22 protein-coding genes are annotated in these 24,037 nt (G+C 69.1%); 7 read left to right on the forward strand and 15 right to left on the reverse strand.

Features of this window, described 5'->3' with window-relative positions; all coding sequences use genetic code 11:
- Nucleotides 1-93 precede the first annotated feature (93 nt).
- The gene (locus ACZ7OI_RS26460; protein ID WP_470266863.1) at nucleotides 94-1,488 is read left to right on the forward strand and encodes an FtsW/RodA/SpoVE family cell cycle protein; all 1,395 of its coding nucleotides are present in this window, start codon (nucleotides 94-96) and stop codon (nucleotides 1,486-1,488) included.
- A gap of 74 nt (nucleotides 1,489-1,562) precedes the next feature.
- The gene (locus ACZ7OI_RS26465; protein ID WP_470266864.1) at nucleotides 1,563-2,027 is read left to right on the forward strand and encodes an RICIN domain-containing protein; all 465 of its coding nucleotides are present in this window, start codon (nucleotides 1,563-1,565) and stop codon (nucleotides 2,025-2,027) included.
- Between the two features lie 42 nt (nucleotides 2,028-2,069).
- Here ACZ7OI_RS26465 and ACZ7OI_RS26470 read toward each other — a convergent pair whose 3' ends face one another.
- A complete protein-coding gene (locus ACZ7OI_RS26470; RefSeq protein WP_470266865.1) occupies nucleotides 2,070-3,407 on the reverse strand; it encodes an 8-oxoguanine deaminase in 1,338 nt (445 codons plus the stop codon).
- Between the two features lie 69 nt (nucleotides 3,408-3,476).
- The gene (htpG, locus tag ACZ7OI_RS26475; protein ID WP_470266866.1) at nucleotides 3,477-5,363 is read right to left on the reverse strand and encodes a molecular chaperone HtpG; all 1,887 of its coding nucleotides are present in this window, start codon (nucleotides 5,361-5,363) and stop codon (nucleotides 3,477-3,479) included.
- A gap of 133 nt (nucleotides 5,364-5,496) precedes the next feature.
- Here htpG and ACZ7OI_RS26480 point away from each other — a divergent pair, with 133 nt between their 5' ends.
- Nucleotides 5,497-5,916, forward strand: a complete 420-nt coding sequence (locus ACZ7OI_RS26480; RefSeq protein ID WP_470266867.1) for a nuclear transport factor 2 family protein — start codon at nucleotides 5,497-5,499, stop codon at nucleotides 5,914-5,916.
- Between the two features lie 19 nt (nucleotides 5,917-5,935).
- On the opposite strand, the gene ACZ7OI_RS26485 is transcribed toward ACZ7OI_RS26480, so the two are convergent.
- Both ACZ7OI_RS26485 and aceB read right to left on the reverse strand, forming a co-directional pair.
- Nucleotides 5,936-7,132 (reverse strand): DUF6986 family protein, encoded by a 1,197-nt coding sequence (locus tag ACZ7OI_RS26485; protein ID WP_470266868.1) that lies wholly within the window; start codon nucleotides 7,130-7,132, stop codon nucleotides 5,936-5,938.
- Nucleotides 7,132-8,706, reverse strand: coding sequence for a malate synthase A (aceB, locus tag ACZ7OI_RS26490; RefSeq protein WP_470266869.1), 1,575 nt, complete (start codon nucleotides 8,704-8,706; stop codon nucleotides 7,132-7,134). Before aceB ends, ACZ7OI_RS26485 begins: the two co-directional genes overlap by 1 nt.
- 108 nt (nucleotides 8,707-8,814) lie before the next feature.
- Here aceB and ACZ7OI_RS26495 point away from each other — a divergent pair, with 108 nt between their 5' ends.
- Nucleotides 8,815-9,579, forward strand: a complete 765-nt coding sequence (locus tag ACZ7OI_RS26495) for an IclR family transcriptional regulator (RefSeq protein WP_470266870.1) — start codon at nucleotides 8,815-8,817, stop codon at nucleotides 9,577-9,579.
- Here ACZ7OI_RS26495 and ACZ7OI_RS26500 read toward each other — a convergent pair.
- The 3 genes from ACZ7OI_RS26500 to ftsY all read right to left on the reverse strand — a co-directional run bounded on the left by ACZ7OI_RS26500 (nucleotide 9,572) and on the right by ftsY (nucleotide 11,632).
- Nucleotides 9,572-10,069 carry a GNAT family N-acetyltransferase gene (locus ACZ7OI_RS26500; RefSeq protein ID WP_470266871.1) on the reverse strand — a complete coding sequence of 166 codons (498 nt, stop codon included), beginning with the start codon at nucleotides 10,067-10,069 and terminating at the stop codon, nucleotides 9,572-9,574. The two genes, ACZ7OI_RS26495 and ACZ7OI_RS26500, sit on opposite strands and share 8 nt — an antisense overlap.
- Nucleotides 10,066-10,188 (reverse strand): hypothetical protein, encoded by a 123-nt coding sequence (locus ACZ7OI_RS26505; RefSeq protein WP_470266872.1) that lies wholly within the window; start codon nucleotides 10,186-10,188, stop codon nucleotides 10,066-10,068. The genes ACZ7OI_RS26500 and ACZ7OI_RS26505 overlap by 4 nt, the downstream gene beginning before the upstream one ends.
- A 73-nt stretch (nucleotides 10,189-10,261) precedes the next feature.
- On the reverse strand, nucleotides 10,262-11,632 hold the full coding sequence (gene ftsY, locus ACZ7OI_RS26510) for a signal recognition particle-docking protein FtsY (RefSeq protein ID WP_470266873.1): 1,371 nt from the start codon (nucleotides 11,630-11,632) through the stop codon (nucleotides 10,262-10,264).
- 140 nt (nucleotides 11,633-11,772) lie between these two features.
- Here ftsY and ACZ7OI_RS26515 point away from each other — a divergent pair, with 140 nt between their 5' ends.
- Both ACZ7OI_RS26515 and ACZ7OI_RS26520 read left to right on the forward strand, forming a co-directional pair.
- Nucleotides 11,773-12,987, forward strand: coding sequence for an anhydro-N-acetylmuramic acid kinase (locus ACZ7OI_RS26515; RefSeq protein ID WP_470266874.1), 1,215 nt, complete (start codon nucleotides 11,773-11,775; stop codon nucleotides 12,985-12,987).
- Nucleotides 12,988-12,996: 9 nt separating this feature from the next.
- Nucleotides 12,997-14,562, forward strand: a complete 1,566-nt coding sequence (locus ACZ7OI_RS26520) for a sodium:solute symporter (protein WP_470266875.1) — start codon at nucleotides 12,997-12,999, stop codon at nucleotides 14,560-14,562.
- A gap of 49 nt (nucleotides 14,563-14,611) precedes the next feature.
- Here the strand turns inward: ACZ7OI_RS26520 and ACZ7OI_RS26525 are convergent, their stop codons facing one another.
- The 8 genes from ACZ7OI_RS26525 to ACZ7OI_RS26560 all read right to left on the reverse strand — a co-directional run bounded on the left by ACZ7OI_RS26525 (nucleotide 14,612) and on the right by ACZ7OI_RS26560 (nucleotide 22,844).
- Nucleotides 14,612-15,109 carry a hypothetical protein gene (locus ACZ7OI_RS26525; RefSeq protein WP_470266876.1) on the reverse strand — a complete coding sequence of 166 codons (498 nt, stop codon included), beginning with the start codon at nucleotides 15,107-15,109 and terminating at the stop codon, nucleotides 14,612-14,614.
- A 133-nt stretch (nucleotides 15,110-15,242) separates the two neighbouring features.
- Nucleotides 15,243-15,584 (reverse strand): beta/gamma crystallin domain-containing protein, encoded by a 342-nt coding sequence (locus tag ACZ7OI_RS26530; RefSeq protein ID WP_470266877.1) that lies wholly within the window; start codon nucleotides 15,582-15,584, stop codon nucleotides 15,243-15,245.
- 172 nt (nucleotides 15,585-15,756) lie between these two features.
- Nucleotides 15,757-16,302, reverse strand: a complete 546-nt coding sequence (locus tag ACZ7OI_RS26535; protein ID WP_470266878.1) for a hypothetical protein — start codon at nucleotides 16,300-16,302, stop codon at nucleotides 15,757-15,759.
- 137 nt (nucleotides 16,303-16,439) lie between these two features.
- Complete coding sequence (gene smc / locus ACZ7OI_RS26540) at nucleotides 16,440-20,042, reverse strand: chromosome segregation protein SMC (protein WP_470267156.1); 3,603 nt, start codon at nucleotides 20,040-20,042, stop codon at nucleotides 16,440-16,442.
- A 179-nt stretch (nucleotides 20,043-20,221) separates the two neighbouring features.
- On the reverse strand, nucleotides 20,222-20,518 hold the full coding sequence (locus tag ACZ7OI_RS26545; protein WP_470266879.1) for an acylphosphatase: 297 nt from the start codon (nucleotides 20,516-20,518) through the stop codon (nucleotides 20,222-20,224).
- 269 nt (nucleotides 20,519-20,787) lie between these two features.
- Nucleotides 20,788-21,408: a hypothetical protein gene (locus ACZ7OI_RS26550; protein ID WP_470266880.1), complete on the reverse strand. Its 621-nt coding sequence runs from the start codon at nucleotides 21,406-21,408 to the stop codon at nucleotides 20,788-20,790.
- Between the two features lie 66 nt (nucleotides 21,409-21,474).
- Complete coding sequence (locus ACZ7OI_RS26555) at nucleotides 21,475-22,353, reverse strand: phosphotransferase family protein (protein ID WP_470267157.1); 879 nt, start codon at nucleotides 22,351-22,353, stop codon at nucleotides 21,475-21,477.
- Complete coding sequence (locus tag ACZ7OI_RS26560) at nucleotides 22,353-22,844, reverse strand: glycine-rich domain-containing protein (RefSeq protein WP_470266881.1); 492 nt, start codon at nucleotides 22,842-22,844, stop codon at nucleotides 22,353-22,355. Before ACZ7OI_RS26560 ends, ACZ7OI_RS26555 begins: the two co-directional genes overlap by 1 nt.
- A gap of 78 nt (nucleotides 22,845-22,922) precedes the next feature.
- Here ACZ7OI_RS26560 and ACZ7OI_RS26565 point away from each other — a divergent pair, with 78 nt between their 5' ends.
- Nucleotides 22,923-24,035, forward strand: a complete 1,113-nt coding sequence (locus ACZ7OI_RS26565) for a helix-turn-helix domain-containing protein (RefSeq protein WP_470266882.1) — start codon at nucleotides 22,923-22,925, stop codon at nucleotides 24,033-24,035.
- The last annotated feature ends 2 nt before the right edge of the window (nucleotides 24,036-24,037 follow it).

Here is a 24,037-nt window from a genome sequence, read left to right on the forward strand (position 1 = left end):
CAGTCCGACCGAATTGCCGCGCATTCTCAGCGTCCTGCCAGAAATCGTGACTACCCTCGCGGCGGTTCACTGCTTGCCAAAGACGGGAAATTCATGCCTGCCGCGCGCGGTACGGAATTGCGGCTGCTTCTGCTCGCGGTGGCGATCGTCTGGTTCGCGTTCCTCCTCGTGGACGCGAACGCCCTGGGACAGATCAACTTCTCGATCATCGGCTACGGCGCGTCGTTCACCGCGGTCGCGGCGGTGGCGCACCTCGCGGTCCGGCGCTGGGCCCCGCACGCGGATCCGCTGATCCTGCCGTGCACCGTGCTGCTGAACGGCCTGGGCCTGGTGGTGATCCACCGGATCGACCTCGGGCTCGCCGAACAGGCGGTGCAGCGCGGCAAGGTGTACTCGGCCGTCGCCGGGCAGCAGGTGCTGTGGACGGTGGTGTCGCTGGCGTTGTTCCTGGCCGTGCTCGGGTTCGTGCGCGATCACCGAGTGCTGACCCGCTACGGCTATCTCGCCGGGCTGGCCGGGATCGTCGCGGTCCTGCTGCCCGCACTGCTGCCGGCGTCGCTGTCGGAAGCCGGCGGCGCGAAGGTGTGGATCAAGATCGGCCCGCTGTCGATCCAGCCGGGCGAGTTCGCGAAGCTGCTGCTGATCGTCTTCGCCGCGACCACACTGGTGGCGAAACGAGAACTGTTCCGCGTGGCCGGGCGCAAGATGCTCGGCGTCGAACTGCCGAGGGCGCGCGACCTCGGGCCGATCATCCTCGCCGCGCTCGGCTGCGTCGCGGTGCTGGCGTTCGAGAAGGAACTCGGCGCCTCGCTGCTGTTCTTCGGGATCGTGCTGGTGATGATCTACCTGGCGACCGAGCGGGTGATCTGGGTGTACGCCGGGCTGACGGTGTTCGCCGGCGGGTGCGTGCTGGCGTACTTCCTGTTCAACCACGTGCGGCAGCGGGTCGCAAACTGGATGGACCCGCTCGCGACCTACGACCAGGCCGGCGGCGGGTACCAGGTCGCGCAGGGGTTGTTCGGCCTCGGCACCGGCGGCATGGGCGGAACCGGCCTCGGCGCGGGCAGGCCGGACATCGTGCCGGAGGCGAACACCGACTTCATCACCGCCAGCATCGGCGAGGAACTGGGTTTCCTCGGGCTGGCCGCGGTGCTGATGCTGTACCTGCTGATAGCACTGCGCGGGATGCGGCACGCGCTCGCGGTCCGCGACAGCTTCGGCAAACTCCTCGGCGGCGGGCTCGCGTTCACCGTGGTGATGCAGATCTTCGTGGTCGTCGGCGGAGTGACGAAGCTGATCCCGGAGACCGGCATCACCGCGCCGTTCCTGTCGAAGGGCGGCTCGTCGCTGCTCGCGAACTACATCCTGGTCGCGTTGCTGCTGCGGATCTCCGACGCGGCGCGCAAGCCGAGCGCGACCGATCCGGTCCAGGCGGTGCGGGCGCCGCTGGCGGAGGCGGGAACGGTGCTGGTCAACCGCCCGCAGTGAGCTGGATGACGAGGCGGGGACGGCTTCGGGACGACGCCCGGCAGCGTGTCTCCCGTCCGGCCATCGACTGCGAAATGTCATCGAGGGGAATGCTGCGGCTCGCCGGAGAGGGCGCGGCCGCCGCAATGCTGACTGCCGCCTTGTCCGGAACCGCGTCCGCGGGGGAACAATCCGTCACCGCCATCGCGAACTTCTACATCCAGCGCGCGGGAACCAGCGTCTGCCTGGACAGCAACACCAAGGGCGACGTCTACACGCTCAAGTGCAACGAGGGGCGGAACCAGGTGTGGACCAACTACGCCCCGGGCAAGTTCCGGAACCTGGAGACCAACGCCTGCCTCGCCGCGAGCAGAACGGCCGTGTTCACCACGACCTGCTCGTCCAACACCACTGACTGGACGACCTCGTCCACCACGAACAAGTACTTCAAGAACGTCCAGACCGGTCTCTGCCTGAACAACAGCGGGGGCAGCCCCGAAGCGGTGGGGGTGCGGATCTGCCACGCACCGACCGCGCTGTGGACCGTGGCACGAGCCTGAGCCTGGAACCGGTGGGCCGTCCGCGAGGGCGGCCCACCGCACTCAGCTTTCCCGCAGCCGAGCGCTCGCCTTCGCCAGCTCGCCCGCGATCGCCGTCTCGTCCGCCGTAGTGAGCCGCGCTTGATCCACCACTGTTCGTCCGCCCACGAACAGCTTCCGCAGCGGCGGCGGCGCGGCCAGCACCAACGCCGCGACCGGGTCGTCGATCCCCGCGTAGTTCAGCCCGTTCAGCTCCCATACCGCCAGATCCGCGAGCTTCCCGACCTCGATCGAGCCCATCTCGCTCTCCCGGCCGAGGCAGCGCGCGCCGCCCATCGTGCCGAGCCACAACGCTTCCCGCGTGGTCAACGCCTTCGGCCCGCCGCGTTGCCGGGCCTGCAGCAACGCCTGGTGCAATTCCTCCGCCAAGCCGCCGGATTCGCTCGAAGCCGCGCCGTCGACGCCCAACCCGACCGGAGCACCCGCGTCGAGCAAATCCCGCACCGGGGCGATTCCGCTGCCCAGCCGGCCGTTCGAGGTCGGGCAATGCGCGGAACCAGTCGACGTCGCGCCGAACCGGCGGATCGCGTCCGGCGCGAGGTGCACGGTGTGCGCGAGCCAGACGTCCGGTGCCAGCCAGCCGAGTTTGTCCGCGTATTCAGCAGGCGTGAGACCGGTTTCGGCGAGGCATTGCTTTTCCTCGTCCTGGGTTTCGGCCAGGTGCGTGTGCAGCCGGACGCCCTTGCGGCGCGCCAATTCGGCCGACTCCGCCATCAGCCGCTCGGTGACGGTGAACGGCGAGCACGGGCCTGCCGCGATCTGCAGATGCGCACCCGGTGAGGCGTCGTGATAGCGGTCGATTGCGGCCTCGGTGCCGAGCAGGGCGTCCTCGACGGTCTCGACCAGGCTGTCCGGCGGCAGCCCGCCGTCCGATTCGCCACGGTCCATCGAGCCGCGGACCAAGTGCAGCCGCAGGCCGATCCGCTCCCGTGCGGCGGCGAGCGCGGCCACCTGATCGCCGCCGTCGGCTGGGAAGACGTAGTGGTGATCGGCGACCGTCGTGCAGCCGGTCAGCGCGAGCCGCGCCATTCCGGCGGTGCCCGCGGCGTGCGTGATGTCCGCGTCCAGCTTGGCCCACACCGGATACAGCGCGACCAGCCACTCGAACAGCGTGTGGTCGGCGGCGAGGCCCCGGGTAGCCCATTGGTAAAGATGATGGTGCGTGTTCACGAGGCCCGGCGTGACGAGGCAGCCAGCGGCGTCGACGCGTTCGTCCGCCTCTCCGGTGAAGGCTCCGTCGCCGACAGCAGCGATGCGGTCGTCCTCGATCACGACGTGTCCGTGGCGGTACTCGGGACCGCTGACCGTCGCGATCGCGGCGTTCTCGACGACTGTCCTCATGCGACACTCACCTCCGGAAGGGTTCGTGAGTGGCTGCCCCGAAACCGGTGCAGCCACTCACGAAACGCCTCACAACGCCTTGGCCGCGCGATCCGCCACCAGGTTCAGGAACCGGCTCGGGTCCTTCAGCTCGCCGCCCTCGGCCAGCAACGCCATGCCGTGCAGCAGCTCCGCCGTCTCGGCCAGCGAGGTGTCCTCCGGGTGCTCGGCGAACGCCTTGCGCAGGCCGGTCACCAGCGCATGCTCCGGGTTGAGCTCCAGAATCCGTTTCACCGGCGGCAGTTCCTGCCCCATCGCGCGGTACATCTTCTCCAGCGTCGGGGTCAGATCGCCCGCGTCGCCGACGATGCAGGACGGCGACGTCGTCAGCCGCGAGGACAGCCGGACCTCCTTGACGGTGTCGGTCAGCGTCGCCGACATCCACTTCAGCAGGTCTTCGTACTCGGCCTTTTTCTCCTCGGACGTCTCGTCGCCGAGGTCGACCTCGCCCTTCGCGATCGACTGGAACGTCTTGCCGTCGAAGCCGCTCGCCGACTCCGTCCACATTTCGTCGACCGGGTCGGTGAGGATCAGCACCTCGTATCCCTTGGCGCGGAACGCTTCCAGGTGCGGCGAGTTCTCGATGACGGTGCGCGAATCGCCGGTCAGGTAGTAGATGTGCTCCTGGCCGTCCTTCATCCGCGACACGTAGTCGCGCAGCGAGGTCGGCTTCTCCGCGTGATGCGTCGAATCGAACGACGAGATCTCCAGGATCTGCTCCCGGTTCTCCGGGTCGTCGATCAGGCCCTCCTTGACCGCGCGGCCGAACTCGGACCAGAACGTCGCGTACTTCTCGGCCTCCTCGGTCATCATGGTCTTGACCGTCGAGAGGATCTTCTTCTCCAGCCGCCGCCGGATCGCGCGGATCTGCCGGTCCTGCTGCAGGATCTCGCGCGACACGTTCAGCGACAGATCCGCCGCGTCGACAACACCCTTCACGAAGCGCAGGTAGTTCGGCATCAGCGCTTCGCAGTCGTCCATGATGAACACGCGCTTGACGTACAGCTGCACGCCGCGCTTCGCGTCCCGCATGAACAGGTCCACCGGCGCGCGCGAGGGCAGGAACAGCAGGGCCTGGTACTCGAAGGTGCCCTCGGCCTGCATCCGGACCGTCTCGAGCGGGTCGGTCCAGTCGTGGCTGATGTGCTTGTAGAACTCGTGGTACTCCTCGTCGGAGACCTCGTCCTTCGAACGCGCCCAGAGCGCCTTCATGGAGTTGACGGTCTCGAGCCCGCCCTCTTCGTCTTCCTTGCTTTCCTTGGCCATCTGCACCGGCCAGGTGATGAAGTCCGAGTAGCGCTTGACGATCTCGCGCACCTTCCACGGCGACGTGTAGTCGTAGAGGTGGTCCTCGTCGTCGGCGGGCTTGAGGTGCAGCGTCACCGAGGTGCCCTGCGGGGCGTCGGCGAGGGTTTCGATCGTGTAGGTGCCTTCGCCGGTGGACTCCCAGCGGGCGCCCTCGCCGGAGCCCGCGCGCCGGGTCACCAGGGTGACCTTGTCGGCGACCATGAAACTGGAGTAGAAGCCGACGCCGAACTGCCCGATCAGGTCCTGGCCCGCGGATTCCTTCGACTCCTTCAGCTTGCGCAGGAAGTCGGCGGTGCCGGATTTCGCGATGGTGCCGATCAGGTTGACGACGTCGTCCCGGCTCATCCCGATGCCGTTGTCGCGCACGGTGAGGGTGCGCGCGTCGGCGTCGAGGAGGATCTCGATGTGCAGGTTTTCCGTCTCGGCCTGCAGATCCTTGTCGCGATACGTCTCCAGCCGCAGCTTGTCCAGCGCGTCGGAGGCGTTGGAGACCAGCTCGCGCAGGAAGATGTCCTTGTTCGAGTAGATCGAGTGGATCATCAGCTGCAGCAGCTGGCGCGCCTCGGACTGGAACTCCAGCGTTTCGACCGTTCCGGTTTCCTCAGCCATGGCTTTCGTGTTTCCTTTCCCGCCCTCGAAAAGACCGCCGTGAAGTCTACCCAGGCCGGGGCAGCCGGGTGCGGGGACCGCGAAGTCCGATTGCCGCCAGCGGCGCCGTCGGCGCGTGGGCAAGCTGGCGGTCGTGACTGACCCCGCTGCCGTGCTCAACGGCATGTATCGAGCCGAAGCTGAGTATTTCGCCGCCGGTGGCCCCGGTTCGGCCTCGTTTGCCCCGCTGGCCGCGTATTTCGCCGAGGATGTCGTACTGCACCAGGCCGACGGCCTGCCGTTCGGCGGCGACTGGCACGGCCACGCCGGGCTGGAAAAGTTCTTCCTCGAGATGAGCCGGATCTGGGAGTCGTTCGAGATCGGCGAACAGGAGTTCCTCGCCCTCGGCGCGACGTCGGTGGTGCTCACCCAGGTCCGCGCCCGGGCGCGCGCGACCGGGCGGGAGCTGGAGTTCCCGATCCTGCAGGCGATCCGGATCGAGGACGGGCGGATCGCCGAGGTGCGCCCGTTCTACTGGGACACCGCGGCGATCGCGAGTGCCTGCGCTGAGTAGCACAGGCACTCGCGATCGTTCAGGCTTGCCGCCGCGCGTACGCGTCCAGCCGCGCCGGTTCGAACGGCAGCTCCGACTCGGCCAGCGCTCCGCAGTTGTACCCGCCCAGCAGATACCGGGCCAGCGCTTCCGCCGTAGCGGGTTCGTCCAGCACTCCCCCGGCCGTCTTCGACGCGTAGTCCTGCAACCGCTTGGCCGCCGCCGGGGCGCCCTCGCGGTAGAAGGCGTACGTCGCCGCGTACCGGGTCGGCAGCTGGTGCGGATGCAGGTCCCAGCCCTGGTAGAAGCCGTTCTCCAGCGACCGTCGGACCAGCCGCAGATGTTCGGCCCACGCACCCGGCAGGTCGTCGCCCACCGGGAGCCGGTTGGTCGAACCGTCGGACAGCCGCACACCCGTTCCGGCAGCCGCGACCTGCATCAACTGCTTCGCGAAGTCGGCCGCGGGGTGCGCCATGCTCTGGTACGCCGCGCTGATGCCGAGACCCGCGCTGTAGTCGTAAGTCCCGTAGTGCAGGCCCGAGCACCGGCCGTCCGCGGCCTGGATGATCTGTGCCACCGAGACCGTGCCGTCAGTCGAGAGGATCGACTGCGCGGTCTCGATCTGCACCTCGAACCGCAATGCGCGGTCCGCCAGTCCGTACGCGGTTTCCAGTCGCCCCAACACTTCCGCGGCGACTTCGACCTGCTCGACCGCGGTGACCTTCGGCAGCGTCACCACGAATCCGTCCGGCAGCGATCCTTCGGACAGCAAGCCGGACAAGAACAAATCGAGCGTCCGGATGCCCCGACGCCGCGTCGCGGCTTCGAAGCTCTTGAACCGGATTCCTACGAACGGGGTACCGCCGGTGGTCGCGAGCGTCCGCCCGGCGGCCTCCGCGGCCGCGTCCTCCGCTTCGTCGCCGGGATGGCCGTAGCCGTCCTCGAAGTCGATGCGGAGATCCTCGATCGGCTCGGTGAGGAGCTTCTCGCGGACCCGCTCGGCCACCGCCGGGTCGAGGTTCAGCAGGTCGCCGTGTTCGACGAAGACCCGCATCGCCTGCTTGCCCCAATCGGCGACCAGGCGCGTGCGGTACTGCGACGCCGGCACGTACACCGTGTGCACCGGACGACGGCCCGGAGACTCGCCGGGATACCGCGCCGCCACGCGCGCGTCGGCCTCGGCCAACCGCGCGTCGGCGTTGCGGTAGACGTCCTCGGCGAGCCGTCCGTCGCCCATTACTGGATGTGCTCGTACGCCGGCAGGGTCAGGAAGTCCGGGAACTCCTCAGCCAGCGCGACCTGCTCGAACAGCTCGACCGCGGGCTTCAGCAGATCGTCGGAGACCTCCGCCGCGAGCTCGCCGCGGACGTCGGCCACGACGCCGCGCACCAGCTCCGCGGTGACCTTCTCGCCGTTGTCCAGCTGCGTGCCGTTCTTGACCCACTGCCACACCTGCGACCGCGAGATCTCCGCCGTGGCGGCGTCCTCCATCAGGTTGTGGATCGCCGCCGCGCCGTTGCCGCCCAGCCACGAGGCCAGGTAGCGGATGCCGACGTCGACCGCCGCGCGCAGCCCGGCCGCGGTGGCGCTGCCCGGCGTCGAGGCGACGTCAAGCAGCTGGTCGGCGGTCACGCTCACCTCGTCGCGGGTGCGGCCCAGCTGGTTGGGCTGGTCGCCGAGGACCTTGTCGAACTCTTCCTTGCAGAGTGCGACCATGCCCGGGTGCGCCACCCACGAACCGTCGAAGCCGTCCCCGGCCTCCCGCGACTTGTCGGCGTGCACCTTGTCGAAGGCGCCCTTGTTGGCGTCCGGGTCCTTGCTCGGGATGAACGCCGCCATGCCGCCGATCGCGAACGCGCCGCGCTTGTGGCAGGTGCGCACGAGCAGTTCGGTGTAGGCGCGCATGAACGGCGCGGTCATGGTGACCGAGTTGCGGTCCGGCAGCACGAACTTCTCGCCCGCGTCGCGGAAGTACTTGATGACGCTGAACAGGTAGTCCCAGCGGCCTGCGTTGAGGCCGGAGGCGTGCTCGCGCAGTTCGTAGAGGATCTCTTCCATCTCGAACGCGGCCGGGATGGTCTCGATCAGCACGGTGGCGCGGACGGTGCCGTGCGGGATGCCCAGCGCCTTCTCGGCGTGCGTGAACACGTCGTTCCACAGCCGCGCTTCGAGGTGGCTTTCCATCTTCGGCAGGTAGAAGTACGGGCCCTTGCCGCGGTTGAGCAGTTCCTGCGCGTTGTGGAAGAAGTACAGGCCGAAGTCGACCAGCGCGCCGACGCCCTTGCGCCCGCCGAAGGTCAGGTTCCGCTCGTCGAGGTGCCAGCCGCGCGGGCGGACCACGATCGTCGCGTGCTCGACGTCCGGCTTCAGCTCGTAGTGCTTGCCGTTCTGGTCGAGCGTGATGGTGCCGCGGATCGCGTCGGACAGGTTGACCTGGCCGCCCACGACGTTCGCCCAGTGCGGCGTGTTGGCGTCCTCGAAGTCGGCGAGCCACACCTTGGCGCCGGAGTTGAGGGCGTTGATGGTCATCTTGCGATCGGTCGGACCGGTGATCTCCACGCGGCGGTCGCGCAGCGCGGCCGGAGCGCCGGCCACCTGCCAGTCGCTCTCGCGGACCTCCTTGGTCTCGGCGAGGAAATCGAGGCGGCCGGTGGTACGGGCCTCCTCGCGCCGCTTGCCCCGCGCGACGAGGAGTTCGTCGCGCCGTGCGGCGTACTCGTCGTGCAAGCCCGCTACGAAAGCGAGGGCTTCCGGCGTCAGAATCTCGTCCCCACGCTCGACGGACCCGCCGAGAACCTGGACCTCAGACATGCGCAACACCCCGAGTAGTGCTTTGGATAACGTCCCTACGGTTTTTACCTGACGGACTATAGTTTCTGCATAGCGGAACATCAATCGGGTCTGTGAGGAGGACCACTGGTGGCGGCTGAGAAGAGCGGACGAGACGGCGGCGTCCAGTCCCTGCAGCGCGCGTTCGAGCTGCTGGAGCACCTGGCGGACACTGGCGGAGAGGCCAGCCTGTCGGAGCTGGCGACCCTGTCCGGGCTGCCGATGCCGACGATCCACCGGCTGATCCGCACGCTGGTGTCGCTGGGCTACGTCCGGCAGAACACCAACCGGCACTACGCGCTCGGCGCCCGGCTGATCCGGCTCGGCGAGAACGCGAGCATGCAGTTCGGCGCGTGGGCGCGGCCGCTGCTGGTGGAGCTGGTCGAGGAGGTCGGCGAGACGGCGAACCTGGCGGTGCTGGAACGCGACGAGGTGGTGTATGTCGCACAGGTGCCCTCGAAGCACTCGATGCGCATGTTCACCGAGGTCGGACGGCGCTTGCTGCCGCACGGCACCGGCGTGGGCAAGGCGATGCTGGCGGAACTGCCCGCCGACGAGGTCGCGGCGCTGCTGGAACGTACGGGGATGCCCGCATACACCGAGCACACGTTCACCGACGCGGACGCGCTCGCGGTGGAGCTGAAGAAGATCGCCGGACAGGGTTACGCGCTGGACGAGGCGGAACAGGAGCTCGGAGTGCGCTGCATCGCCGTCGCGATCCCCGGAGCGCCGGTGCCCGCGGCGGTCTCGGTTTCCGGCCCGTCCGGACGCCTGACGGCGGACGCGGTGAGCCATATCGCGCCGGTGGTGCAGAAGATCGCGGACCGGCTTTCGCAGCAGCTGCCGGTTACTTGAGTTCGCCCTTGAGTTCGCCTTTGAGGAGGTCCATCAGCAGGCCGTCGTGCCAGGTCCCGTCGGGCCCCTGCTCGTAGTCGCGGAGGATCCCGACGCGGCGGAAGCCGAGCTTCTCGTACACGTGAATCGCACGGACGTTGGCCGCCGCCGGGTCGATGGTGAGCCGGTGGTGGCCTTGGTCGAACAGACGCTGGGCGAGGATCCGGATCGCCTCCGCGCCGAGCCCGAGACCGTAGTGGTCGGGGTGCACGGCGAGGTCGATTCCGGCGTGGCGGTAGCGAGGTGTGGTTTCTTCCCAGCTTTGGATGATGCCGACGGTCTCGCCGCGGTACTCGATGGCGTAGGCGTGCTGGTCGCCCTCTTTCGAGAGCAGGCCGTCGGTTTCCTCGTCGGCTTCGCCCCACCACTGCGCTACTTCGGGCGTGGAGAGGATTTCGCGGACGCGGCTTCGGTCGGCTTCGGTCAGCAGGCGGAGCGCGACGCGGCTCAATTCATCGGTTTCTGATCGACCTGGACGTTGTACTTCACATCGGTGCCGTTCACCGCGCCGATTTTGGCCGTGAGACCGGCTTTCTGTCCACCGGCGGCGGCGAGGATCGGACGGTGCATGGCCCCCACTCACCGTGGCAGGCCACTCTGCGAGAGATGTCCGCTTTACCCCTTACTCACCCGGCCAGGGCAATCAGCCCAGCAAAGCGTTCACGAACGCACCAGGTTCGAACGGCGCCAGGTCATCCGGCCCCTCGCCCAATCCGACCAGCTTCACCGGCACCCCCAGCTCGCGCTGGACCTGGAACACGATCCCGCCCTTGGCCGTGCCGTCGAGCTTCGTCAGGACGATCCCCGTCACGTCGATGACCTCGCCGAACACCCGCGCCTGCGCGAGGCCGTTCTGTCCGGTCGTGGCGTCCAGCACGAGCAGCACCTCGTCCACCCGCGCCTGCTTTTCGACGACCCGCTTCACCTTGCCGAGTTCGTCCATCAGGCCGGTCTTCGTGTGCAGCCGGCCGGCGGTGTCGATCAGGACCGTGTCCACGCCCTCGGTGATGCCCTGCTTGACCGCGTCGAACGCGACCGCGGCCGGGTCCGCGCCTTCCTTGCCTCGCACGACCGACGCGCCGACCCGCTCGCCCCACGTCTGCAGCTGGTCGGCGGCGGCGGCGCGGAAGGTGTCGGCCGCGCCGAGGACGACGGTTCCGCCTTGGGCCACCAGGACTCGCGCGAGTTTGCCGGTCGTCGTGGTCTTGCCGGTGCCGTTCACGCCTGCGACGAGCACGACCGCGGGCTGCTTCTTGCCGTCCACCTCGTGCGGCAGGGCGCGGACCGAGCGTTCGGCGTCTGTCGACAGCGCCGCGGTCAGCACCTCGTGCAGCAGCTCGCGCGCTTCGTCCGACGTGCGCACCGCGCGCCGGTTCAGTTCGTCGCGCAGGCGGTCCACGATCTGGGTCGTCGTGGCGGCGCCGAGGTCTGCCAGCAGCAGCGTGTCTTCGACGTCCTGCCAGGAGTCCTCGTCCAGGTCACCGCCGCCGAGGAGGCCCAGCAGGCTCTGCCCGAACACCGAGCGGGACTTCGACAGCCGGCCGCGCAGCCGCTCGAGGCGACCGGCCGGAGACTCGATCTCCTCGATCGGCTCGACCGTTCCCGGCACGACCGCCTCGGGGGCCTCGACGGTCTTGGGGGCCTCGGGGGCCTCTTCTTCGACCGGCTCGGGGAGCTTGACGTCGCGCACCGTGCGCTGGTCGGAGTCTCGCGGGACCGCGGCGTCGTCGCCGACCGCGGGCTGGCCGTCGACCTCCGGGCGGTCCTCGACGGGATGCTCGACCACCGGGTCCGGAGACGGAGCGGGGGCAGGCTCGGCCTCCGCGGTCTTCCCGCCGGGCGCCAGCGAGATCCCGCCGCTCGCGGCATACCCGCCGCCCTTCGGCTTCTCTTCGACCGCGCGCCGCTCGGCCATGCTGATCCGCCGCTTGCGCGCGATGAGCAGCCCGGACACCAGAACGGCGACCAGGACGACGACGGCGACGACAACGATCCAGAACCAGGTGCTCGACACGCCACCATCCTGTCATCCGCGTGCACAAGCCACGGGACACCCCACCGACAGGCCAACGAGTAACGCGAACGGTTCCGATTCGGCCAAGACTCCACGAAGCGTCTTGCGTCACCCCTTCCGCGTTGACTAGACCACATCGGATGACCTCCCCCGCCGGCCACTGTTTCCGCGTCCTCGGTCTGCTGTCGGGCACGTCCGTGGACGGCATCGACGTCGCGGTCGCCGAAATCCGCGACGACGACGGGACAGTCGTCCTCACCCCGCTCGGCGAACTCGACGTGCCCTATCCCGCCGGCCTCCGCGCGGATCTCCTCGACGCACTCCCGCCCCGGCCGAGCAGCGCGCGGCAGCTGACCGTCCTCGACACCCGGGTCGGCCAGGCGTTCGCGGACGCGGCCGCGCGCGGGATCGCCGCGTACGGACCGGTGGACGTGATCGCCTCGCTCGGCCAGACCGTCTACCACTGGGTCGAAAACGGCGTCGCGCTCGGCACGCTCCAGCTCGGGCAGCCGGCGTGGATCGCCGAGCGCACCGGAGTGCCGGTGATCGCCGACCTCCGCATCCGCGACATCACCGCGGGCGGTCAGGGCGCGCCGCTGGCGAGCACGCTCGACGCGATGTGGCTGCGCGGTCTCGCCGAGGAGACCGGACGTCCGGTGGCCGCGCTCAACCTCGGCGGCATCGCGAACATCACCGTGATCACGCAGTCCGACAAGGTGCTCGCGTACGACACCGGCCCGGCCAACGCGTTGCTCGATCTCGCCGCCGCCCACGTCAGCGACGGCAAGCTGTCCGCCGACGTCGACGGACGGCTCGCGCTCGCCGGTGCGGTCCGGAAAGACCTGCTCGACCAGCTGCTGGCGGACCCCTATTTCGCCGCCCCTCCCCCGAAATCCACTGGCAAGGAACACTTCCACGGCGGATACCTGGACGCAGCCCTGTCCGGACTGCCGCCGTTGTCCCCGGAGGATCTGCTGGCCACGCTCACCGAACTGACCGCCGCGACGGTCGCCGCGGAATGCCGGCGGCACGGCGTGGCGACCGTCGTCGCGTCCGGCGGCGGTGTCGCGAACCCCGCCACGATGGCCGCGCTGGCCCGGCTCCTGCCCGACGGCGCGCTCCGGACCAGCGACGACCTCGGCCTCCCCGGCTCCGGCAAAGAGGCTTACCTGACTGCGTTGCTCGGCTGGCTGAGCTGGTGCGGCGTCCCGGCGACGCTGCCGTCGGCCACCGGCGCGAGCGGTCCCCGCCTGCTCGGCGCGCTGACGCCGGGTGCGGCGCCCCTGAATCTCCCCGCCCCGCTGGGGGGCGCCGCGACCCGGCTCCGGGTCGCGGAATCCGGGCAATCACGGTAGGAGAACCCCATGAATCCAGTCGATCTGGTGATCGTCATCGTGTATCTCGCGGCGATGCCGGTCATCGGCGTGCTGATCGGACGCAGACAGAAGTCCGCGAACGACTACTTCGTCGGCGAGCGCAGCATGCCGTGGTGGGCGGTCACGCTCTCGGTGGTGGCGACCGAGACGTCCACCCTCACCGTGATCTCCACGCCCGGGCTCGTGTTCGGCAGCGCCTTCCTGTTCCTGGAAGTGGCCTTCGGCTACATCATCGGCCGGGTGATCGCCGCGTTCGTGCTGCTGCCGCGCTATTTCCGCGGCAACTACGTGAGCGCGTACGAATTCCTCGGCCGCCGCTTCGGGCGAGGGCTGCAGGGCACCGCGTCGGTCACCTTCGTGGTGACGCGGCTGCTCGCCGAGGGGCTGCGGCTGTTCGCCGGGGCGATCCCGATCAAGGCGATCCTCGGCCACTACGGCATCCACACCGAGTACTGGCACATCGTCGTGCTGCTGACCGCGCTCACCGTGATCTACGCGTTCGTCGGCGGCATCAAGTCGGTGATCTGGGTCGACGTCATCCAGTGGTCGCTCTACATCCTCGGCGCGATCGGCGCGGTGATCTTCCTGTCCACGAAGCTGCCGGCCGGCTGGACGCAGATCGCTTCGAGCCAGGGCCGCTTCCAGCTCACCGACTTCACGGCCAACCTGCTCACCAACCCGTACGCGTTCCTCTGCGCGGTGGTCGGCGGCGCGTTCCTGTCGATGGCTTCGCACGGCGCGGACCAGTTGATCGTCGGCCGGCTGCTGTCGTGCCGGAACCTCCGCGACGGCCAGCGCGCGCTGATCGGCTCGTCCATCGTGGTGTTCATCCAGTTCGCGCTGTTCCTGCTCGTCGGCGCGATGCTCTGGGTCTACACCGGCGGCAAGACCGGCTCGACGGCCACCGCGGTCGCGGCCGGGAAGATGTCCGGCGACGACGTGTTCTCCAACTTCATCGTCAACGACCTGCCGGTCGGGCTGGCCGGGCTGCTGATCGCCGGCATCCTCGCCTCGACCATGGGCGCGCTCGCGTCCGCGCTCAACGCGCTGTCCACTTCGACGATCGCCGATCTCTACCAGCGGTTCACGCACAAGTCGATCGAGGACGCCAAGCTGCTGCGGCACGGTCGCATGTGGACACTCATCTGGGCGGCGGTGTTCGCGGTCTTCGCCTCGATGTTCACGAACTCGAAGGACCCGGTGATCCAGCAGGGCCTCGGGATCGTCGGCTACACCTACGGCGCGCTGCTCGGCTCGTTCTTCCTCGGGCTGCTGGTGCGCAAGGCCCGCCAGTCCGACGCGGTGATCGCGTTCGCCTGCTCGGTGGTCGGGATGGCGTTCCTGATCCTGTTCGTGAAATTCGACAAGGCGACGACCGAGGTGCACCTCCACTTCGGCGCGGCGACGAAGACGCTCGTGCCGCTGGCGACGTACTGGTACACCTTCGCCGGCGTGCTGATCACGCTGATCGTCGGCGGCCTGCTGTCGCTGCGGCGGCGCGGCGTGGACCCGAACGTCGAGAAGGTCGAAGAACCCGCGGAAACCCCTGCCTAGCAGCGCTTTTCTCTCGCCGGGTTCCCGAGGGAACCCGGCGAGAGTGCGTTTACGGCTGGGTGTAGAAGACCATGCCGTCCTTGTCGCAGCCGATCCGGCCGCTGCCCTGCGCGCCGGTGTCGGCCATGCAGCGCCAGCCGCTCACGGTCAGCACGTGTGCGGTGCCCTCGGCTTTCTTGGGGGCTTCCTGGAAATACTCGGTGATCACGTCGATCGCCTCGGTGCAGCCGGGACGTCCGGCCTTGGTTTCGGTGGCGATCAGGCCGACCTTGCCGTTGGGCGCGTCGATCGGACCGCAGTCGACCGGCGGGCCGACAGTCTCGCCGGTGTCCGGGCTGCTGTCCTGGGATTTGCTCGCGCTGTGCGTTTTGCTCGCGGGCGCGGACTTGGTGCTCGACGCCGCGCTCTCCGGTGCCGAAGTGGCCGTCGGCGCGGCCGAGACCGACGACGGAGCCGCTGTGTCGCTGCTCCCGCCGCAAGCCGCGGCCAGCGCGCCGAACGCGAGAATCGACGCCGTGACAACGGCTTTGGACAGCTTCGTGCGCATGAAGATTTTCCTCCCCGGGATGCGGCCGCCGATCGGCCAAGATCACCCTAAGCGGCCCGCGCCGGGTCGGCAGTGCGACAGCGAAAGGCCCGGCTTCCCCGCGTTCGGGAAGCCGGGCCGTCAGCGAAACCGCTTAGTGGATCCAGACCTGGCGCACGTGCACGAAGTTCAGGTCGCCGCCCTGCCAGTGGCCGAGGTCGGTCCGGCCGCCGTCCCAGAACAGGGTCACCGAGTTGTTGCCGGAGTCGACCCGGGTGACGCCGCCCAGATCCACGTACGTCGCGCCGCCGTTGGCGAAGCAGGCGACATCGCTGCCGTCCCACGGGTTTCCGCCCGCGAGGCGCAGCTGGACGAAGTCGGTGCGGCCGTTGCAGGCGACCCGGTCGATGGCGAACGCCTGACCGGACGGAACGGTAACGGCCAGGGCGAGCGCCGCCGCGCCGCCGATCGCGAGTCTCTTGACGAGTGAAGGCATGATCGCTGTGGAACCTTTCTCCCAGTGCTGCCTTGAAAGTGATCCCGGCCGCTGCGGCGAAGACCGCGCCGCCGGACGAGATCGACCGTGCCAGCAGCGGGCCTCGCCCGGACAGCCGTGGCGCCCGCTTTCTACCCGTTCGTACCCGGGGTGCGAGAGAAAAGTGCTTCGCTCAGACGGCCTTGCCGTGGAACGAAAGACCCTTGCTGCCACAGAAAATCTGCTTGCTGCCGCCGTTCCCGCCGTCGTAACCGCAGTTCCAGCCGTCGACGTCGAGGAAACGCCCGGTTCCCTCGGCCTTGGTCGGCGCCTGGGCCAGATAGTCGGACATCACGTTGATCGCCTCGGTGCAGCCGACGGTCCCAGCGGGCATCGCTTCGGTCACCACGTCGACCTTGCCGCCGGGGCCGTCGATCGGGCCGCAGTCGGCTCCGTTGCCGAGTTCGCCCTTGCCCGGCAGGCGGTCGCCGGGCTGCTTGGCCGGAGTCGGGTGCGGCTTGGGCTTGCTCGCGTGCGTCGGAGCCTGCGCCTGGGTGGACGGAGCGGGCGTGGCGGAAGAACTCGGTGCTGCCACCGACGAAGCGGTCGGCGCGGCGGACAGCGAACTCTGCGCCGCCGCGGCCTGTCCGGTCTGCGAACCGCCGCCGCACGCGGCGACCGCCAGCGCAACGCCGAGCATCGAACCGGAAATCAGGGTGCGGGCCACCATGGTGCGCATTGTCGAATCCCCTCCAGGATGTGGTGCTTTCGAACACCCCTGAAGACGCGCGGCCTCCGCGGCAGTTGGCCGAACGGACGAGTGTCCGGACAGGCCTGCCCGATCGGGCAGGATCGCCCAGATCGGCGCAACCCCGCTCAGGAAGCCGGGACCGGCTCCTCGTCCGCGGCGCGCAGCCGCTGCGAGATCACCTTGGTGATGCCGTCGCCCTGCATGCTCACGCCGTACAGCGCGTCGGCGATCTCCATCGTCGGCTTCTGGTGCGTGATGATGATCAGCTGCGACGAATCGCGCAGCTGCTCCAGCAGGCCGATCAGCCGGCGCATGTTGGTGTCGTCCAGCGCCGCCTCGACCTCGTCCATCACGTAGAACGGAGAAGGGCGGGCGCGGAAGATCGCGACCAGCATGCCGACCGCCACCAGCGATTTCTCGCCGCCGGACAGCAGCGACAGCCGCTTGACCTTCTTGCCCGGCGGGCGGGCCTCGACGTCCACGCCGGTGGCGAGCAGATCGTTCGGCTCGGTGAGCACCATCCGGCCCTCGCCGCCGGGGAACAGCACGCCGAAGACGGTCTCGAACTCGCGCGCCACGTCGGTGTAGGCCGAGGCGAAGACCTCCAGGATCTTCTCGTCGACCTGCTTGATGACGGCCTCGAGGTCCTTGCGGGTGTCCTTGAGGTCTTCCAGCTGGGTGGAGAGGAATTTGTACCGCTCCTCCAGCGCCGCGAATTCCTCCAGCGCCAGCGGGTTCACCTTGCCCAGCAGGGTCAGGTCCTTCTCCGCGCGCTTGGCGCGGCGGGCCTGGGTGTCGCGGTCGAACGGCATCGGCGGCGGCTGTGTGACGTCCTCGCCGCGCTCCTTGGCCGCCTCGTACTCGGCCATCTCGCCCGCGCTCGGCGGCACCGGCACGTCCGGGCCGTACTCCTCGACCAGGTCCGCCAGGCCGATGCCGAAGTCCTCGGCGATCTTGGCTTCCAGCGTTTCCAGCCGGAGCTTCTGTTCGGCGCGCAGCACCTCGTCGCGGTGCACGGCGTCGGTCAGCTTCTCCAGTTCGCCGGACAGCTCGCGCACCTTCGCGCGCACCGCGGTGAGCGCGGTTTCGCGGGATTGGCGCTGTGCCTGGGCTTCGTCACGCTCGGCGGCCGCGCGCTGCACGCTCAGCTCGATCCGTTCCAGCGCGAACTCACCGGCGTTGACGACCGCGTTGGCAATTTCCGCGCCCCGCTCTCGCGCTTCCCGGGCCTTGGCCGCGCGTTCGCGAGCCTGCTGCTCGGCGTAGGCCGCGCGGCGCAACGATTCCGCTCGCCCGGCGATGCTGCGCGCGCGTTCCTCAGCGGTGCGCTGCGCGAGCCGCGCTTCGACTTCTTCCTGCCGCACCACGGCAAGCTGCTCGGCGGCCTCGTCGCGCTCAGCGGTGTCCGGGTCGTCTTCCACCGGCTGTTCGGCGACCGCAGCGAGCCGTTCTTCCAGCTCTGCCAACTGTTCCAGCGCCTGCTCGCGGCTCTGCTCGACCTTCGCGCGCTGCTGGGTCAGCCGTTCGACCTCGGCCTGCGCGGAGCGGGCCGCCTGCTGCAACCGGTTGAGCCGCTCGGACGAACGTGCCTTGCGCACCTTGGCTTCGCCGAGCGCGTCCTTCGCCTGGCCGACCTCTTCGCGCCGAGACTGCTGCTCGGCACGCGCGCCTTCCAGCTCGGCGGAGTACTGCTCCAGCGCGCGTTCGGCCGTACGCAAGCGTTCCTGCGCCTCGTCGACCGCCGCCTGGACCTCGATCACGCTCTCGCGGGCGGCCGAACCGCCGGCGATCCAGTCGGCCCCGAAGACATCGCCTTCAGCGGTGACCGCACGCACCGCCGGGTACTGCGCCACGAGCTGGCGCGCGGCGTCCAGACCCGGCACCAGCGCGAGCCGGTCCAGCGCCTTCTCGACCGCGGGCCGCAGCTGCTCCGGCGCGTGGACGACCTCGCGGGCCCAGCGCGCGCCCTCGGGCAGCATCGGCCAGGAACTGGTGTCCACAGTGGACCCGGTGCTGACCGGCACGATCCCGGCGCGACCGGAATCGGTGTCCTTCAAGTACTTCAGCGCGGACAACGCGTTCTCGCCGCCGGACACCGCGACCGCGTCGGCCACCGGTCCGAGCGCGGCGGCCAGCGCGACCTCGTGGCCCGGCTGCACGGTGAGCAACGCGGCGACCGAGCCGAGCAGGCCCGGCAATTCCGCGGACGCACCGAGCAGCGCGCCCGCGCCGTCCTTGCGCTTGAGCCCCATCGACAGGGCCTCGACGCGCGCCTTCTCCGACGCGATCTCGCGCTCCGAACCGCGCTCGGCCTTCACCAGCTCTTCGACGCGCGCCTTGGCGGCGTTGTTCGCCTCCACCGCACGGTCGTGCCGCTGCTGCAGGTCGGCGTCGTCGGATTCTTCCGTGCCGCCAACGGCTTTGGCTTCTTCCAGCTCCTCGACCGCGATCTCGGCGCGCTCGGCGGCTTCCTGCAGACCGACCGTCAGCCGGTCGACCTCCTCCGCGGTCGCGCCGTTCTTGCTGCGCAACGCTTCGACCTGACCGGTCAGCTTCGCCATGCCCTCGCGACGGTCGGCGATCGCCCGGACCGCGGCCCAGTGCGCGCGCTCCGCGGCCTGCACCCGCTGTTCGAGATCTTCCCGGCGCAGCACGGTTTCCGCGAGAAGTTCGCGGGCCTCCATGACCGCCTCGGTCAGCTCCTGCTCGCGCTCCGCGGCCTGCTCGGCCTCGGCAAGCAGCTCCTCCGGATCACGACCGCCAGTCGGCGCGGAAACGTCCGAAGAAAGGTGCCGCTGCCGCTCCACCGCCAGGCGCACGGTGCCGCGCAGCCGTTCCGTAAGCGCGGACAGCTTGTACCAAGTCTCTTGCGCGATCTGCAGCCGCGGCGCGTCCTCGGCGAGCGAAGCCTCCAGCTCGGCTTCCTCGGCGGCCACGAGTTCCAGCGCCTGCTCGACTTCGGCGCGGCGCTGCCGGGCGGTGCGCTCGTCGGCCTCGTCGCGCGCGATGGACTGGCGCTGGGTGACCAGGTCGTCGGCGAACAGCCGGAGCCGGGCGTCGCGCAGGTCGGACTGCACCGACTGGGCCTTGCGCGCGATCTCGGCCTGTTTGCCCAGCGGTTTGAGCTGACGGCGCAGCTCGGTGGTGAGGTCGGTGAGCCGGTCGAGGTTGCCCTGCATGTTGTTGAGCTTGCGCAGGGTCTGCTCTTTGCGCTTGCGGTGCTTGAGGACGCCGGCGGCCTCCTCGATGAACGCGCGCCGCTCCTCGGGCTTCGACTCCAGGATCGCCGAGAGCTGCCCCTGCCCGACGATGACGTGCATCTCGCGGCCGATGCCGGAGTCCGACAGCAGTTCCTGGACGTCCATCAGCCGGCAGCGGTCGCCGTTGATCTCGTACTCGCTCGCGCCGTCGCGGAACATCCGGCGGGTGATGGAGACCTCGGCGTACTCGATCGGCAGCGCGCCGTCGGCGTTGTCGATGGTGAGCGTGACCTCGGCGCGGCCGAGCGGCGCGCGGCCCGCGGTGCCGGCGAAGATGACGTCTTCCATCTTGCCGCCGCGCAGGTCCTTCGCGCCCTGGGTGCCCATCACCCAGCGCAACGCGTCGAGGACGTTCGACTTTCCGGAGCCGTTCGGGCCGACCACGCAGGTGATGCCGGGTTCGAAGCGCAGCGTGGTCGCCGAGGCGAAGGACTTGAAGCCCTTGAGCGTCAGGCTTTTCAGGTGCACGTGCTGCCGACCCCTCTTGGCCACGGGTACTGGATGGCTACCGGTTCCCCCGGTTCGGGACAGGCTACCCGGGGGTTCTCCGGCGCCGTGGGAGGCCAGGCCGCCCGGGCGCGCCTAGCACAGGTCCGACCGCCCCGGCAACCCCAAGCACCCCATCAGCCGCAACCGCCACAGCGGGCTCAGCGTTCGGCGAATCCTTCGAGCCCGCCTTTCGCGGCGGTCCAGCGTTCAACTACCTGATCCACTCGTCCGGGTGAGGTTCCGGAGCGCAGCGCGGCCAGCAATTGCCCACAGTGGTCACGATTACCCTCCGCGACCACCTCAACACGCCCGTCCGGGAGATTCCTGGCGAATCCGGTCAGCCCGAGTTCGAGCGCCCGGCTCCGGGTCCACCAGCGGAAACCGACACCTTGCACCTGCCCGTGCACCCAGGCTGCCAGCCGGACGGGCGTTTCCTGCTCGTTCACCGGCCCCATCCTGCCGCACGCCCCCGGATGCGGACCGTGACGGTCCTGTCCCTCGGTCGCGCGAACGGGTCCTGAGCAGTGATAATCTCCCGCCTGGCATCCGGGGCCGGAGCCCCGCTCCCCCGTGCCGCCCCTCGACTTGAGCGTTGACTCTTCTAAGGAGCCTGCATGTCCCGTCCCGACGGGCCTGAACCAAGCTCAGCGTCGCCCGAGATCGCGGTGAGCGCTGCCCCGACCGCTCCGCCGAAGGGCGCGAGCGGGAGGCTGAGCCGCTCCGGCTACGCCATCCTGGGCGTCAGCGGCCTCGTGGTGGCGACAGCCTTCGCCGCGGTCGCCGAACTGGCCGGCCCCGGCTCGGTCACCGACACCGCGACGAACAGCACCGGCGGCGGCCTTGGCGGGCTGCAGGGCAGCTCGCAGGTCGTCGTCCCGGGCAACGCCGTCCCGGGCGGCCCGATGACCGTCCCCGGCTCGCCGACGCCCGGCCAGACCGCCCCGCCGACGCCGACCACCGTGGTGGCCGTGGGCCCGGACGGGAAGCCGACGACGAGCGTGATCACTCCCCCGCCGAACGCGGGCCAGCCCGCGGGACAACCGGGCGGCGGACAGCCGGTGCCGGGCACGACGTCGGATCGCAGCGACCCGCCGCCGACCAAGCCCACCGGCGGAACGACCACGCCTCCCTCGCACACGGTGACCCCGCCGACGTCGACGTCGTCCGACCCGACTCCGCCGTCCTCGGACAGCTCGTCGCCGAAGCCCCCGCCGGGCAGCAGCTCGACCGGCGGCCAGCCGTCGTCGACGTCCTCGCCGAGCGAGTCCACTTCGGACACCAACCCGACGAGTTCCGCGAGTCGCTGAAGTCCGTTCGGCGACAGCCTGTTTCCGATCTGCGCCACGAAGCCCCCGCTGTCACTGGCGGGGGCTTCGTGCGTTGCCGGTCTCGTTACGCGGCAGCGCGTTGACTAGCTCGCCAAGCGGTGCCGGGCATACTGCTTTGCCGCGGTGGCGAGCCTGGTCGCTCCAGGAAACGGCGCGGTCGCGGCTCGATAGCTCCACAATCCCGCTACATAGCAAGCAAACGCCGTGACTGCCTTGTCCGTTCGCATGGACCACGACGGCATCGTGGACGCCCACTCCTCCGCCTCGCCCGGCTCATGGCCAGCCGTGATGAGCCGTACGACCAAGAAGGCCGCATCGACCCACGCCGCACCCGAGGCGGGCCGCCCCCAATCGATCACCCGCACCGACGGCGAATCGTCATCGATCATGAACTGGTGCTCGTGGAGATCGGTGTGGAGCAGAGCGGTCCCCTCGACCAGACTGGGGGTATCCCGGCACCAGTCAGTCAGCTCGTCGATATCGAAACCGACGACCTTGTCCGGGGCCTCGGCCGCGAGCTTGGCCCACCAGTCGGTCGGCGCCCAGCGTTTGCTGAGCGGCTGCGCCGCGCCCCCGGGGAGGCCGTTGATCCTGGCGACTGTCGCGGCGACAGTCGCCAGGTCGTCGGCACCCGGAGACAGGTCGGCCGGACGACCGTCGACGTGCTCGAACCCGACGACGAACCAGGAGGCGTCCGCGTCGATGTCTTCGCTGAACCGGGTTTCCGGGGCTATGCGAGCAGCGAGATCGCCGGCCTCGGACTCGTTCCGAAGCCAGCGCATTTGCGGGCAGATTCCTCGGACGCCTTTCACGAAGACGTCTCCCTGATCGCAGCGCAGCACCAGAGCGACGTTGCAGTTCTGTCCCTGCTCGATCTCGCGCACGACGACGACGTCGCCCAGGCGTGCCTGGACCGCGTCTCGGACGGCGGCAGGCAGGTCGTCCCAGGCGAATCGCTCCATCACGCGGGGACCGTATCAGCGCCTAGCTGATACTGGTGGCATCCTGTGTCGCCGCCAGAGTGCGTGCACCCTTCCCGGCACTGGTTGCACTTCGCAGAGGAGGCCCACAGCTCGAGATCGACGGCGTACCCGGCCTTGCGCAGGGCCTTCGTGGTCACGCTCATCGAGTCCTTCGGAGTCCTCGTGCCCGGGACGACTCCGGTGTCGGCGGGTTCGTGGTGGATGAACCGGCCTGCCACCCGGTCGCAGAACTCGGCGTACTCGCGCGTGTAGAGAATGAACATGTGCCACCCGATGTCGACGGTCTCGCTCGGAGACAACGGCTCGGACGCCTTGGAGCAAGCCCCGAGGTACGCGAGGGCCTGATCCATGATCCGCGTGGCGAACTCGCGCTGGATGTCGTGTTCCTTCGAGATCCGGTTCACGAGCCGGTTGAACAGTTCCTCGGGGACAAGACCCTGCCCGGTTAGTTCTTCAACGGCGATAGTCATTCCGGTAGCCTGATCGTTACACGCCGTGATGAGAACAGAGCTGCTGTTTACAAGGGTTTGCAAACGTGGCGGGCGGGCATGGTTGAGCTAGGCCAGCGGATGCGGGCGGCGCGCGAGGCCGCCGACGTCAGCCTGTCCGCCATGGCCGTCAAGACCAATTACACCAAGCCGTACTTGAGCCTTCTGGAGAACGGCAAGCGGACCGTGCGGCCAGAGCATGTGACGGCGTACTCGCGCGCGCTCAACGTCTCGGCGGACGCTCTCTACGGCCCGCCGCAGGATCCTCTTCGGGTGGCACACGAATGGCTGGTGGCGGACACACCCGCCGCAGTGCACCGGGCATCCGGGCGGCGGGTCGGCGAAAGCCTGACCTCCGAAATCGAACGACGGGTGATCGATCTCCGCTGCCTGGACGACACGGTCGGCGGAGGGGATCTCCTGCCGATCGTGCACCGGGAATTGGCGGACACGACGGAAATCGTGAAATTCGGAAGCTATTCCGAGAGCATCGGCACCAGGCTCCTGATCGCGATCGGCGAACTCTCTCAGCTTGTCGGCTGGGTCGCCAGCGACGCGGGACATTATCAGGAAGCGCAGCGGGTGTACCTGCGTGGCGTCTCGGCCGCGCGGGACGCGGAGGACCAGGCGCTTGCCGGTCAGCTTCTTTCCTCGCTCGCGTACCAGCTGGCAAACGTGGGCAATCCCGTAGACGCGGCCTTGCTGGCGAAGACTGCTGTCAGGGGCGCAGAGCGCGCGACGCCCGTCGCCAGGGCATTGCTGCTGGAGCGCGTGGCCTGGGCGTACGCCAGGTCTCGAGACGCCAACGCTGCGCGGAGAGCGTTGGACGCCGTGGACAACGCCTTTGAAGCGCGTTCCGCCGGGGTCAAGGAGCCGGGATGGGTTTACTGGCTGAACCGTGACGAGATCGACGTCATGGCCGGTCGCTGCTTCATCGAAATCGGGCGACCCGCGGAGGCCGCTCCGCTGCTCACCCGGGCTATCGGCAGGTACGAAGCCAGTCACGCGCGCGAAGTTGCCTTGTATCAAACCTGGCTAGCCGAGTCCTACGCCGGCGTGGGCGAATTAGACGCCGCACGTGCCCTCGTCACGGAAGCCCGAGCCTCCTCGACAGGAATAAATTCCCTCCGGCTCACCCGGCGCGTCGAGGAGATCGAGCAGCTCGTCTTTTAAGA

It is taken from the genome of Amycolatopsis sp. NPDC114503 (genome assembly GCF_055633655.1).